This window comes from Agathobaculum sp. Marseille-P7918, assembly GCF_900625105.1.
Classification (GTDB): domain Bacteria; phylum Bacillota; class Clostridia; order Oscillospirales; family Butyricicoccaceae; genus Agathobaculum.
On record NZ_UYYD01000002.1, the window covers coordinates 21280 to 34267 of the forward strand.

The 12988-nt window shown below is 62.6% G+C and carries 15 protein-coding genes, 1 pseudogene and 1 riboswitch; of the genes and pseudogenes, 6 read left to right on the forward strand and 10 right to left on the reverse strand.

From position 1 onward, the window contains the following. Nucleotides 1-12: 12 nt before the first annotated feature. A complete protein-coding gene (pdxR, locus tag EJL02_RS03610) occupies nucleotides 13-1422 on the forward strand; it encodes a MocR-like pyridoxine biosynthesis transcription factor PdxR (protein WP_125115060.1) in 1410 nt (469 codons plus the stop codon). A gap of 5 nt (nucleotides 1423-1427) precedes the next feature. Here the strand turns inward: pdxR and dinB are convergent, their stop codons facing one another. Next, entirely contained in the window at nucleotides 1428-2657 is a 1230-nt protein-coding gene (dinB, locus tag EJL02_RS03615) for a DNA polymerase IV (protein WP_125115061.1), read from the reverse strand. Nucleotides 2658-2745: 88 nt separating this feature from the next. After that, nucleotides 2746-2848, forward strand: a riboswitch (TPP riboswitch). Between the two features lie 66 nt (nucleotides 2849-2914). On the opposite strand from dinB, the gene thiS reads away from it, so the two are divergent. The 4 genes from thiS to thiH all read left to right on the forward strand — a co-directional run bounded on the left by thiS (nucleotide 2915) and on the right by thiH (nucleotide 6083). Then, nucleotides 2915-3109 (forward strand): sulfur carrier protein ThiS, encoded by a 195-nt coding sequence (gene thiS, locus EJL02_RS03620; protein ID WP_125115062.1) that lies wholly within the window; start codon nucleotides 2915-2917, stop codon nucleotides 3107-3109. A gap of 4 nt (nucleotides 3110-3113) precedes the next feature. Continuing rightward, nucleotides 3114-3749: a sulfur carrier protein ThiS adenylyltransferase ThiF gene (gene thiF, locus EJL02_RS03625; protein ID WP_125115063.1), complete on the forward strand. Its 636-nt coding sequence runs from the start codon at nucleotides 3114-3116 to the stop codon at nucleotides 3747-3749. 33 nt (nucleotides 3750-3782) lie between these two features. Beyond that, complete coding sequence (locus tag EJL02_RS03630; RefSeq protein ID WP_125115064.1) at nucleotides 3783-4547, forward strand: thiazole synthase; 765 nt, start codon at nucleotides 3783-3785, stop codon at nucleotides 4545-4547. Nucleotides 4548-4892: 345 nt separating this feature from the next. Continuing rightward, a complete protein-coding gene (gene thiH, locus EJL02_RS03635) occupies nucleotides 4893-6083 on the forward strand; it encodes a 2-iminoacetate synthase ThiH (RefSeq protein WP_125115065.1) in 1191 nt (396 codons plus the stop codon). Nucleotides 6084-6162: 79 nt separating this feature from the next. Here thiH and EJL02_RS03640 read toward each other — a convergent pair whose 3' ends face one another. From EJL02_RS03640 to yajC, 6 genes are all read right to left on the reverse strand, one after another. Beyond that, the gene (locus EJL02_RS03640) at nucleotides 6163-6702 is read right to left on the reverse strand and encodes a hypothetical protein (RefSeq protein WP_125115066.1); all 540 of its coding nucleotides are present in this window, start codon (nucleotides 6700-6702) and stop codon (nucleotides 6163-6165) included. Between the two features lie 60 nt (nucleotides 6703-6762). Further along, nucleotides 6763-7254, reverse strand: coding sequence for a hypothetical protein (locus tag EJL02_RS03645; protein WP_125115067.1), 492 nt, complete (start codon nucleotides 7252-7254; stop codon nucleotides 6763-6765). Nucleotides 7255-7366: 112 nt separating this feature from the next. After that, on the reverse strand, nucleotides 7367-8737 hold the full coding sequence (scfB, locus tag EJL02_RS03650) for a thioether cross-link-forming SCIFF peptide maturase (RefSeq protein WP_125115068.1): 1371 nt from the start codon (nucleotides 8735-8737) through the stop codon (nucleotides 7367-7369). 84 nt (nucleotides 8738-8821) lie between these two features. Next, nucleotides 8822-8965, reverse strand: coding sequence for a six-cysteine ranthipeptide SCIFF (gene scfA / locus EJL02_RS03655; RefSeq protein WP_078096990.1), 144 nt, complete (start codon nucleotides 8963-8965; stop codon nucleotides 8822-8824). A gap of 12 nt (nucleotides 8966-8977) precedes the next feature. Further along, nucleotides 8978-9391 (reverse strand): TIGR04086 family membrane protein, encoded by a 414-nt coding sequence (locus EJL02_RS03660; RefSeq protein ID WP_164510273.1) that lies wholly within the window; start codon nucleotides 9389-9391, stop codon nucleotides 8978-8980. A gap of 60 nt (nucleotides 9392-9451) precedes the next feature. Beyond that, nucleotides 9452-9784 (reverse strand): preprotein translocase subunit YajC, encoded by a 333-nt coding sequence (yajC, locus tag EJL02_RS03665; protein ID WP_125115071.1) that lies wholly within the window; start codon nucleotides 9782-9784, stop codon nucleotides 9452-9454. Nucleotides 9785-10056: 272 nt separating this feature from the next. Between yajC and EJL02_RS03670 the strand changes: the two are divergent. Continuing rightward, nucleotides 10057-10527, forward strand: a pseudogene (locus EJL02_RS03670) (sigma-70 family RNA polymerase sigma factor); the annotation flags it as partial. Nucleotides 10528-10580: 53 nt separating this feature from the next. On the opposite strand, the gene EJL02_RS03675 reads toward EJL02_RS03670, so the two are convergent. The 3 genes from EJL02_RS03675 to EJL02_RS03680 all read right to left on the reverse strand — a co-directional run bounded on the left by EJL02_RS03675 (nucleotide 10581) and on the right by EJL02_RS03680 (nucleotide 12976). Continuing rightward, a complete protein-coding gene (locus EJL02_RS03675; protein WP_125115072.1) occupies nucleotides 10581-12227 on the reverse strand; it encodes a recombinase family protein in 1647 nt (548 codons plus the stop codon). After that, nucleotides 12211-12378 (reverse strand): hypothetical protein, encoded by a 168-nt coding sequence (locus EJL02_RS14120; RefSeq protein ID WP_164510274.1) that lies wholly within the window; start codon nucleotides 12376-12378, stop codon nucleotides 12211-12213. The genes EJL02_RS03675 and EJL02_RS14120 overlap by 17 nt, the downstream gene beginning before the upstream one ends. 163 nt (nucleotides 12379-12541) lie before the next feature. Then, nucleotides 12542-12976: an ACT domain-containing protein gene (locus EJL02_RS03680; RefSeq protein ID WP_125115073.1), complete on the reverse strand. Its 435-nt coding sequence runs from the start codon at nucleotides 12974-12976 to the stop codon at nucleotides 12542-12544. Between the last annotated feature and the right edge of the window lie 12 nt (nucleotides 12977-12988).

Below are 12988 nucleotides of genomic sequence, written 5' to 3' on the forward strand. Positions count from 1 at the left end.
GGAGGAACCACGATGCTCACCTATCCCCTTGACCCGCACAGCGACACCCCGCTCTACGAGCAGCTGTACCGCGCGGTGCGCGCGGACATCATGTCGGGCGCGCTCGCGGGCGGCGACCGGCTGCCCAGCAAGCGCCAGCTCGCCGCCAACCTGCACGTCAGCCAGATCACGGTCGAAACCGCCTACGGCCAGCTGCTGGCCGAGGGCTATATCGTCTCCGCGCCGCGACGCGGCTATTTCGTGCAGCGGCAGCTGGCCGTGCCCGCCCCGGCGCAAGCGCCCCACGCGGCCGTGCAGCCGTCTCACCCGGACGAAAAACCTTATCGCTATGACTTCCGCACCAACATCGTGGACAACGGCTGCTTTCCGTTTTCGACCTGGGCGCGGCTCAGCCGCGCGGTACTCAGCGAATACTCTGACCGGCTGCTGCGCGCAGCCGACCCCTGCGGCGCGCCCGAGCTGCGGCAGCAGATCGCGCGCTATCTGTACGACTTCCGCGGCATCGGTGTCTCGCCCGACAACATTCTGGTCGGCGCGGGCTCGGAATACCTGATGCATCTGGTCATCCAGCTGCTCGGGCGCAACCGCGTCTACGGGCTGGAAAACCCGGGCTACCGCAAGCTGTACCAGATCTTTGACGCGAACGGCGCGGCGGTGCGCCCGCTGCCGCTGGACAAAAGCGGCCTGCGCGCGGATGCGCTGGAGCAAAGCGACGCCTCGGTCGTGTATCTCACGCCCTCGCACCACTTCCCGCTCGGCACGGTCATGCCGGCCGCCCGGCGGCTCGAGATTTTGCGCTGGGCGTCCGCCGCGCCCGACCGCTATATCATCGAGGACGACTACGACAGCGAGTTCCGCTACGCCTCGCGCCCCATCCCCGCGCTGGGCGAGCTGGACCGCGCAGGGCGAGTCGTGTATGTCAACACCTTCGCCAAAAGCCTCGCGCCCGGCCTGCGCATCGGCTATCTGGTGCTGCCGGACGCGCTGATGGCGCGCTACCACACGCGCTTCTCGCTTTATTCGTCCACTGTGCCCAGCTTCGAGCAGCACACGCTCGCGGCCTTTGTGCGCACGGGCGCGTTCGAGCGCCACATCAGCCGCAGCCGCAAGGTGTATCAGGCGCGGCGCGATGCGCTGCTGGCCGCGCTGGACCGCGAGCTGCACGACCTTCCGCACGAGGTCTCGCGCTCGGAGGCCGGCCTGCACCTGCTGCTGCACATGCGCAACGGCATGCTCGAGCGCGAGCTGATCGAGCGCGCGGCCGCCGTGGGCGTGCGGGTGTACGGCCTGTCGGCGTACTACACCCCGCCGGTCAGACCACCCAAAGCGACGCTGGTTTTGGGCTACGCGGGCCTGACCGAAGCGCAGATCGACGCCGCCTGCGCCCTGCTGCGGCAGGCGTGGACCAAAAAAGAGCCATGACAAAGTCATGGCTCTTTTTCGTCTTTTTTCTCGTTTTCCTTTGGTTTTCGAACCGAATTTGCAAAAATGACCGACCGGTTCCCAAACCGCTGCCGCAGCGCATCCACGGTCGCGTCCAGCTGGCGCTGCTTTTGCCGCGTCTGCGCCTGCTGCGGACTGTCGAACAGCGAAAGCTGCTCGCACGACTGGCTTTCGGGCAGCAGGCCCGCCGCCGTGACCGACAGCAGCCGCACGGGCTTGTCCATCGGCCAGTGCGCGCGCAGCAGGGCAAGCGAGGTCTCGAACAGCACGCGGGTGGCGTTGGTCGGCCGCTCGAGCGTCATCTGCCGCGAACGGTTGTGAAACTCCGGGTCGCGGATGCCGATCTGCACGGTCTGGCACACCATGCCGCGCGCCCGCAGACGGCGGCCGACGTTGTCGCACAGCGCGGTCAGCCCCATGCGGCATTCCTCCTCGCCCAGCAGGTTGTGCGCAAAGGTCATGCTGTTGCCCACGCTTTTGACCTCTCGTTCGGCGTAAAACGAGCGCACCGGCTCGTCGTCCTCGCCGCGCGCATAGCGCAGCAGCGTGTCGCCCAGCTTGCCGAAAATGCCGTGCAGGAAGGCCGGGTCGCACGCGGCCAGATCGCCGATCGTGTGCACACCCAGCTGGTCGAGCCGCGCGGCGGCGCGCCGGCCGACGTACAGCAGTGTGTTCGCGGGCAGCGGCCAGACGCGCTCCCGGAAGTTCTCGCGCGAAAAGACGGTCGTCGCGTCCGGCTTTTTGTAGTCGCTGCCGAGCTTGGCAAACGCACGGTTGAACGACACGCCGACCGAGATCGTCAGCCCGACCTCCTCGCGCATGCGGCGGCGCAGCTCGTCCGCGATCTGCTCGCCCGTGCCGAACAGGTGCATCGAGCCGGTCACGTCCAGAAAGGACTCGTCGATGCCGAACGGGTCGACCAGGTCGGTGTATTGCAGGTACAGCTCGTTGCAGCGGCGCGAGTATTTGACGTATTCCTCGCGGTGCGGCGCGACCAGCCGCAGGTCGGGGCACTTGCGTTTGGCCTGCCAGATGGTCTCGGCGGTCTGCACGCCGAACGCCTTGGCCTGCTCGTTTTTCGCCAGAATGATGCCGTGGCGGCTTTCCGGGTCGCCGCAGACTGCGCTCGGCCCCTCGGCCAGCGTCGGGTCGAGCAGCGTCTCGACCGAGGCGTAAAACGAATTGCAGTCGCAGTGCAGAATCGTGCGCTCCACGGCGTGTCCCTCCCATCGAACATTTGTTTTCTAAAATTGTAGCAGAAAATTCGCATCTTGACAAGCGCCTGACACGGGTCTATACTGGATTTGCAAGCAAGGGTGCCGTGATGAGCGGCTGAGAGGGCGAGAGCCTAACCTTTTGAACCTGTTGGTTAGCACCATCGTAGGGAAGCTGTCGCATCGCAAAAACTTATGCCCCGGTTTTACCGCATGGTGAAACCGGGGTATTTTTATTGCCGAAAAGAGGGGATTTTTTGAAAGTAAACGGAGAAAACTGTGCAGTTACGCCAGAAATGACCGTACAGTCGCTTTTGGAGCAGCGCGGGCACGACCCCAAGCGCGTCGCGGTCGAGAAAAACGGGCAGATCGTGCCGCGCGCAAAGTTTGCCGAAGAAACGCTGCACGAGGACGACGTGATCGAGGTCGTGCAGTTTGTCGGCGGGGGCTGATGCCATGCGTCTGACACAGGAACAACTGCACGCCGCACTCGTCGAGCGCCACGGCGCGGACATCCAGCAAAAGCTCGACCGCGCGGCGGTCGGCATCGCGGGACTGGGCGGGCTCGGCTCGAATATCGCCGTATTTCTCGCGCGGCTGGGTGTCGGGCGGCTCGTGCTGGTCGATTTTGACACGGTCGAAGTCAGCAACCTCAACCGGCAGCACTACACGATGCGCGACCTCGGCCGCCCCAAGGCCGACGCGCTGCGCGATCAACTCATAGAAATCAACCCATATCTTGATTACGAAACGTATACTACGCGTGTGACACCGGAAAATGCGCCCCAGCTGTTCGCGGACTGCGACGTGGTCTGCGAGGCGTTCGACCGCGCCGACCAAAAAGCCATGCTGATCGAGACGCTGCTCGCGCATCTGCCGGACACGCCCATCGTTTCGGGCAGCGGCATGGCGGGCTGCGGCTCGGCCAATGCCATCCGCACCGAGCGCCGCTTTACGCGGCTGTACCTCTGCGGGGACGGCACAAGCGACATCGCGGACGGCGTCGGCCTGATGGCGCCGCGCGTGGCGGTGTGCGCCGCGCATGAGGCCACCATGGTGCTGCGGCTGCTGCTCGGATACACCGAACCTTAACCATCATTGACGACACAAAGGAGAAAAACAACCATGGAAGACAAGCTGATTTTAGGCGGACACGAATTTACCTCCCGGTTCATCCTCGGCTCGGGCAAATACTCGCTCGACCTGATCAACGCCGCGGTCCACAACGCCGGCGCGCAGATCATCACGCTCGCGCTGCGCCGCGCCAACGAGGGCGGCACGGCCAACATCCTCGATTACATCCCCAAGGGCGTCACCCTGCTGCCCAACACCTCGGGCGCGCGCAACGCGGACGAAGCGGTGCGCATCGCGCGCCTGTCGCGCGAGGTCGGCTGCGGCGACTTTGTCAAAATCGAGATCATGCGCGACTCGAAATACCTGCTGCCCGACAATCAGGAAACCATCCGCGCGACCGAAATCCTCGCGAAAGAGGGCTTTGTCGTCATGCCGTACATGTACCCCGACCTGAACGTGGCGCGTGATCTGGTGAACGCGGGCGCGGCGTGCGTGATGCCGCTCGGCGCGCCGATCGGCACGAACAAGGGACTCGCGACGCGCGAATTTATTAAAATTCTGATCGACGAGATCGAGCTGCCGGTCATCGTGGACGCAGGCATCGGCCGTCCGTCGCAGGCGTGCGAGGCGATGGAGATGGGCGCGGCCGCCGTGATGGCGAACACCGCGATCGCGACCGCGGGCGACATCCCGGCGATGGCGGAAGCGTTCAAAAAGGCCATCGAAGCCGGCCGCACGGCGTATCTGGCGGGTCTCGGCCGCGTGCGCGAGAGCGCGTCCGCGTCCTCGCCGCTGACGGGGTTCCTGCGGGACTAAAGCAGGCAGTTACCCCACCGTTCTGGGGTGGCAGCCGTCCTTGTCGTTGGAGCTGCGCGCAGCTGTGCGGCTTGCGCCCGTCCCTCGGGCGGTGGAGTTTGCCGCTGCGCGCGGCAGGCGCCGACTCCGGGGTGGCAGCCGCCCTTGCTGTTTCGAAAAGACAACCGGGCGGCAACCGGAAGCCAGAACCCTGCTTTGCGCGCGCAGCGCGCCCTGAAAGGAAAGGGGTTGATTCGCAAGAAGGGGAAAACCGCAGGTTGTCCCCTTCTTGTGCGCCCGACGCGCGCAGCGGCATCGTCCGCACCGACTTGCGGGGAAAGCACAAACTAAGAAAGGATCATTGTCATGTATGAAAGCAAATCGGAGGTCATCTCCGCCAAATATATCACCGCCGAGACCGACCACATGGCCTATCAGCCCGGCATGGATAACATCGGCTCGGAAATTCAGGACGAGGTTATCGCCCGCATGAACGCCTACGACGCGGACCGCTACACCGCCGCTGACGTGCAGCGCGCCTTAAACCGCGATGTACTCCAGCCCGAGGACTTCGCGGCACTCCTCTCCCCCGCCGCCGCGCCCTTCCTTGAGCAGATGGCGCAGCGCGCCCAGATGGAGACTCGTAAGCACTTTGGCAACTCGGTGCAGATGTTCACGCCGCTCTACATCGCCAACTACTGCGAAAACTACTGCATTTACTGCGGCTTTAACTGCCACAACAAGATCCGCCGTGCCAAGCTCGACAGGAACGAGATCGAGCAAGAACTCAAAGCCATCGCCGCGACCGGCTTGCAGGAGATCCTGCTGCTGACCGGCGAGAGCCGCACGATGTCGCCCGTCGAATACATCGGCGAGGCGGTCAAACTGGCACGCCAATACTTCCGCGTCATCGGCATCGAGATCTATCCGCTCAACGTCGAGGAATACGCCTATCTGCACGAATGCGGCGTGGACTATGTGACCGTATTTCAGGAGACCTACGACGCAGACAAGTACAAAACGCTCCACCTTGGCGGCCACAAGCGCATTTTCCCCTACCGCCTGAACGCGCAGGAGCGCGCCCTGATGGGCGGCATGCGCGGCGTGGGCTTTGCAGCGCTTCTCGGCCTGTCCGACTTCCGCAAGGACGCCTTTGCGACCGGTCTGCACGCCTATCTGCTGCAGCGCAAGTACCCGCACGCGGAGATCGCGTTCTCCTGCCCGCGTCTGCGGCCAATCATCAACAACGACAAAATTAACCCCAAGGACGTGCACGAGCCGCAGCTGTTACAGGTCGTATGCGCTTACCGCATCTTCATGCCGTTCGCGTCCATCACGATCTCGACGCGCGAGCGCGCAGGCTTCCGCGACAACATCATCGGCATCGCCGCGACCAAAATCTCCGCAGGCGTGGACGTCGGCATCGGCGGCCACTCGGGCGAGGACAAGGGCGACGAGCAGTTCGAGATCTCGGACGGCCGCTCGGTCGATGAGGTCTATCAGGCGATCTGCGCGCACGGCTTGCAGCCCGTAATGGCGGATTATCTGTATGTATAACACCGCTTGGCGTGCTCTCTCCGCGCACACGGCATACACCTATGACAAAGAGCCGGACGCAAAAGCGTCCGGCTCTTTGTCATAGGTTCCACAGGGCGGCAAACAGCACACGCAGCAGGGCGCCTGCCGCCGCCAGCAGCAGACAGGCCGCGAACGGAGCGCGGCAGGCGCGCAGCGAGTACCGCCCCATCGCCTCCCCGCTCTGCCACACCATGGCGCAGGCGGCAAGCAGCGCGGGCACGCCCAACATGGCGGGCAGCGCCGCCGCGCCGAGCGACAGCAGCACGCCCTCCTGCTGGCCCAGGCCGACCGCCATGGTCAGCGCGAGCACAAAGCCGCGCGCGGCCACCACGGCGGACAAAAACAGCGGCGCGGGCCGCAGCAGCGCGCACAGCGGCGCGAGCATAATCCACAAAAGCGCGCACAGCGTGCTTTTGAGTGCCTGTCCGGGCAGCTGCGCCAGAAAGGCCGTCAGCTCGACCGCACTGTCCCCCTCGCCCGCGCGCAGGCCGGTCAGGCCGCCCGCCACCGCGCCGCACAAAAACATCGCGCACAAAAACAGGAACACCGGTGTGCGCACCAGATCATCAAAAAAACCGAGAATATGCTGCTTGTTCATGCGTCTCCCCCTTATGGAAGGTCATGGTACAGCATATTCCCGGTTTTCGTGTTTTAGAACTCAGTTCCCTTGGTTGATCAGGTCGCACATCGCGTCCACCAGATCGCGGCACGGCTGATGCAGGAACAGGCGCGCCTTCTGGCTGATCTCGTATGTAGCGTACAGCTTGCCGTTTTCATCCCGGTGCAGCACGGCGGCAATCAGCTCGGTCGCGGCGGCAATGCGCTCGGACAGATAAGCCAGATCGACCTTTTCGCTGTCGCACACGGAAACGACCACACGCTTCTGCGAACTGCTGGAGATCATGGCAAGCTGGGTCGGCATTTCGCGCTTGGAGGCGACCACCAAAACGATCTCGCTTTTGATCATGGCAGAATATTCGTCCTCACAAATGCGCACGTCGTACCCCTCGGCGGCCTGGCAGGCTGCCTGATTCTTTGCGGAAAGAAACAGGTTGCGCGTGGGGATGACCTCTTTCTCCAAAATGGCACGCACCATCAAGGGCAGATATTCCCCTTCGCCCAGCACCGACACCAATACGTTCTGCGGCATATCATCATCTCCTTCACAGAGGGACTTTTGCAAATACAGTAGTCATTATACGGCAGTTTTGCGGCACTGCGCAATGTCTTTTACGCTTTCTTGATATTTTTTGGCGTAATGACTAATCTGCACAAATTTTCTCCGCTGCTTTCAGGTAGATTGCACATTCCAAACGCTTGCGTTCCATCTCACAGCCGAGGTCATACGAATCGTTCATATCGTGATTCATATTGTAGTTCGCCGCCGAGCAGCCGCCCGAGCAGTAGAACTTCGCCCAGCACTTCTGGCACTTCGGGCGGGTGTAGATGTTCATGCCCGCAAACTTGGTCGCGATCTCCATGTCAAACGACTGGTCGAGCACGCTGCCCTGCTTGAATTCCTCCTTGCCGACAAACTGGTGGCAGGGATAGATGTCGCCGTCCGGCGTAACCGCAACGTACTCATAACCCGCGCCGCAGCCGCGCAGGCGCTTGACCACGCACGGACCCTGATCCAGATCGACCATGAAGTGGAAGAAGGTGAACGGCTTGCCGGCCTTCTTGCGCTCGAGCATGATCTCGGTCAGGCGGTCGTATTCCGCCTCGATCTTGGGCAGGTCGGCTTCGGTCAGGTCGTAGCCGCAGCCCGGGTCGGCCGTGACCGGCTCGACCGACAGGCGGTCAAAACCCGCGTCCGCGATGTGCACCACATCGTCGGCAAAATCCAGATTGTGCGAGGTGAACGTGCCGCGCGCGTAGTAATCCTTCTCCGGGTCGCGCGCATCGACCAGCGCCTTGAACTTGGGCACAATGACGTCATAGCTGCCCGCGCCCGACACGGTCTTGCGAAACTCGTCGTTGACCTCTGGACGGCCGTCGAGCGACAGCACGACGTTGTCCATATTCTCGTTGATGTAGGCGCGCTTGTCCTCGTCGAGCAGCAGGCCGTTGGTCGTGATGGTGAAGCGGAACTTCTTGTCGAATTTCTCTTCCAGGCTGCGCGCATAGTCCACCGTCTGCACGACCGTATCCCACGCCATGAGCGGCTCGCCGCCGAAAAAGTCCACTTCGATGTTGTGGCGCTTGCCCGAGCGCGCGATGACAAAGTCGATCGCTTTTTTCGCGACCTCGGGCGGCATGATTTTGCGGCCCTGGCCGAAGTCGCCCGTGGACGCAAAGCAGTATTTGCAGCGCAGGTTGCAGTCATGCGCGACATGCAGGCACAGCGCCTTGACCGGCGCGCCGACCGGAATGTATTTGCTGACGTCGATATAGTCGTCCTCGGCAAACAGCTGGCCTGCCTTTTTCAGCTCGTACAGCTCGCCGTATGCCTCGCGCACCTCGTCCGCCGGATACTGCGCAAGCTCGTCCACGATCTGCTGTGGGCAGTTGTCCGCCATGTTCTCGTCGATCAGGCCGGATACGGCATAGCTGATGTCGTCCAGCACATGCACGGCGCCCGAATTGACGTCCAGAACAAAATTCAAACCGTTTTTTTGATAACGATGAATCATTTTTCTATTCTTCCTCCGATACGCAACAAACAAGGCGCGCCGCTTTCCGGCACGCCTTGCGATTGACTTCTTAAAACCCGCGACTTACTTCGCGTGCTCGCACTTCTGGTTTGCCACGGTGCAAGAGGTCTTGCACGCAGACTGGCAGGAAGTCTGGCACTCGCCGCAGCCGCCGTGTGCCGCGGTCTGCTTCAGGGTTGCAGAGGTCAGCGTGGATACATGCTTCATGGAAATTCCCTCCTACTTTTTGATATGACGATATTTTTTTCGTTTCCGCATATTGGCGCCGGCAAAACCGCCGAGCGCCGAGGCCGCCAGCGTGCACAGCAGGCTGACCGCCATACGCACAACATTGACCGGCTGGGCAAGCGGGATGACGCTCACCAGCAGCAGGACCAGAAAAACCAGGACACCGGCGCCCATCGCCCACAGGAACTTTCCGCCCGGGGCGCGCTTTGCCGAAACGAGCGCCGCCACCGCGCAGCCGACCGCCAAAAAGATCAGCGCGCACGGGGTGATTGCCTGTTCCGCCAACACCCGGCGATGCACCAGCACGGCGCCCACCAGCATCAGCAGCAAAGTCGTCAGCAGGCCCGCAACCGCCGCCGGCAGCAACACGCCGACGGGCGAAGGCCCTTCATTGGTTTTTCTCATCATTGCGCTTCCTCCCGCCGAATGATTGTGGTTTATCCTATTCGGCAAGAAACCGGTTTATTACTTTGCGTTCTTATCCGCTTCCTTGGGCGCCTCGACCGACTCGGTCGCCGGAGCCTCCTTGCCGCGGATCGCCCAACGATAGATCTTGAGCTTGGTGCGGTCGTTCGACGTCTCGATGATCAGCACATCATCCTTGATGTTGACGACGCGGCCGATAAATCCGCCGATCGTGGAGATCTCATCGCCTACCTCGATCGAATTGCGCATCTCGCGCTCGGCCTTATCGCGCTTGCGCTGCGGACGGATCAGCAGTAAATAAAACAAAACGATCAGGACAACCAGCGGTGCGAACTGGGCGAGTGCCGTCAGGTATTGCTGGCCACTTGGCATTGCTTACACCTCCTCGTGCATTTTGCCATGAATACTACCATATTATAAAGGATTTGCGTGCAAATTACAAGCCCTATTTTCTGCGGCATAGGACAGCCGATCCCCCGCATAAAGTAGCGGTATCTGACGAAAGAGAGGTGCATATTATGCTGTTTCCCGCCCTTTTTGCGCTGGGCGGCGCATTCTTCTTTCTGGTCCTGCGGGTGCAGGGCGCGGACGGCTCGTTTCCCAAGCCGCTGCCGCCGCAGAAAGAGGCCGAACTGCTGCGGAAAATGCAGCAGGAAGGCGACGAAAACGCCCGCGCGCAGCTGATCGAACACAACCTGCGGCTGGTGGCGCACATCGTGAAAAAATACTATGCGTCGAGCGCCGAGCAGGATGACCTGATTTCGATCGGCACGATCGGACTGATCAAGGCCGTCAGCACCTTCCGCCCGGACAAGAGCATCCGGCTGGCCACCTACGCTTCCCGCTGCATCGAAAACGAGCTGCTGATGCACTTCCGGCAAAAGCGCAAGTCCGCGGGCGAACTTTCCTTATCCGACGCGCTCGAGACCGACGGCGACGGCAACGCGCTGGCCTTGCAGGACATCATCTGCTGCGAGGACGACGGTCTGGCGGCCGTGGAGGAGCACGACCGCTACAACGCCATGCACCATGCGCTGGCGACTTCGCTGTCGCCCCGCGAGCGGGAGATCATCCGTCTGCGGTACGGGCTGGGCATCCCCGCGCCGCTGCCGCAGCGCGAGATCGCAAAGCATTTCGGCATTTCACGCAGCTATGTATCGCGCCGCGCTTACGGTAAGCGCCCGCCCGGCAAAAAAACCGCCGCCTGCGGCGACGTGCCTCGCCCTGCCGTTTTGTCTTCCGCCGCGTCATCCGGCGGCGCACACCGGAACCGGAGGATCACCTCTTTTTCCTCGGTCAGCTCCACGCGTTCGATCAGGCGCACCAGCAGCTCCCGGTTCGTCCCCGCCGTTTCCACAAACCGCCGCACCCAGTCCTGCGCCCTGTCCCCGCGGCAGCCGGCGCTTTTTTGCCGCCGCTCCCACGCCTGCCGCTTCTCCTCCAGCTGCGTCCGCTCCCGCTGGATGCGGTCCCAAAGGCGCGTAAAGTCCGCCTCGGGCAGCAATCCGTTCAGCCGGTCGGCATACAGGCGGTCCAGATGCGCGGTCAGACGGTCGATTTCGCCCTGCACTGCCTGCGCCCTCCCCTGCGCAGCGCGCCGCCGCCCGGTGTCCTGTTCCTCGGCCTGCGCGATGGGCAGCAGCCTGCCCGGATCGAGCGCCGCCCGGCAAGCCGCACGCACCTCGGCCAGCACCGCGCGCGTGACCGCCTGCTCCTTGACAGCGTGGCAGGTGCAGACGCCCGCGCGGGTGTCGCGCTGGTAGGTGCGGCAGACAAAGTACAGCACATCGTCGCCCTTGGCGTTTTTGCGGTTGACGACCGCGAGCGGATGCCCGCATTCGTGGCAGAAAATCAGCCCTTTGAGCAGGAAATCATAGGTGCGGCTGCGGGTGCGCCTGCGGCTGTCAAGCAGCCGCTGCACGCTGCGGAAGGTTTCCGGATCGACCAGCGGCTCGTGCGTGCCTTGCACCACCACCCAGTCCCTGCGGTCCTGCCGCAGGCATTTTTTCGACTTGTAGCTGATCTTCACCATGCGGCCCTGCACCATATTGCCGATGTAGGTCTCGTTTTGCAGCATTTCCGAGATGCGCTCGCCGCTCCACCGGCCGCTGTGCGCGCCGCGCCGGGCGACGGGCAGGTTGGCATAGACGGCCGGGGTCGGCACGCCCGCCTCGCTCAGCGTCATGGCAATGCTGCGGCAGCTCATGCCATCGAGCGCCATGGCAAAAATGCGCCGCACCACATCGGCCGCCGCCTCGTCGATGACGATGCGGTTTTTCTCGGTCGGATGCATCTTATAGCCGTACACCGGCTTGCCGCCGATGAACAGCCCTTTGCGCTGCTGGTCCCGCTTGACCGACTTGATCTTTTTGGAAATGTCCTTGGCATACATGTCGTTCATGATCGCGCGGAACGGCGTGATGTCGTTGGCCGTGGAGTCCACGCCGGTGTCGATGCCGTCCAGCAGCGACAGATACCGCACCCGGTGCTCCGGGAAGTACCGTTCCATATAGTGGCCGGTCAAGATATAGTCGCGCCCGAGACGGGACAGGTCCTTGGTGAGGACCATGTTGACCTTGCCCGCCTCGATGTCCGCAATCATCCGCCGGAAGCCCGGGCGGTCGAAATTTGTGCCGCTCCAGCCGTCGTCGATATAGGTGTCGTAGACGCACAGCCCGTGCTGCTGCACAAACGCCCGCAGCAGGGAGTCCTGATTCTGCACGCTCTGGGACGGCCCTTCGCTTTCATCCTCCTTGGACAGCCGGATATACAGGGCCGCCCGATAGTCCGCAGGGTTGTCAATCTCCAAGTGCATGCACTCCCTCCTGCCCTTGCGCGCCGTCCTCCTGCGTCTCCGCGTCCAGCACGCGGCGCAGATACAGCCGGAATGACTGCTCCACCAGCGCGGACAGCGCCGGGCCGTCGGACGCGAACACGCAGTGCACGGCAAGAAGCCGGTTTTGCATACGGCTTTCCCCCTTTCCCAAACAGTAAAAGCCTATGCACGAAGGGGAGCCGGCTTGCCTGTCCGCCCGGCGCGCGGGCGGCGCAGATTTGCCCCGAGACAGAACAATCCCCCCGGACGCCCAAGGCGTCCGGGGGGATTTGCAAGCGTAGGATATCGGAAAATCAGTCGCCAATGCCCAGTTCCTGCCGGTCGGCAACGTGGATGCCGTTCTGCGAGAGCAGCGCGGTAAACTTTTCGTTGTCGGACACGCGGAACACCATGTAGGCATTGCCCGCCTTGTGGGTGAACAGCGAGTACATGTACTCGACGTCGATCTCGCCCTCGGCGATCAGCTGCAGAACGGGTGCGAGTCCGCCCGGACGGTCGGGCACCATGACAGCCGTCACCGGCGTCTTGGACAGGATGAACCCCTTCTCGAGCAGAATGGAGGTGGTTTTCTGCGGCTGGTCGACGATCAGACGCAGCACGCCGTAGTCCGAAGTCTCGGCGATAGAAATGGCGCACATGTTGATTTGGTTATCCGCCAGAATCTGGGTGATCTCAGCCAGCTGGCCGGTGCGGTTTTCCAGAAATACAGAGATCTGATAAACGGTCATGGTAACGCCTCC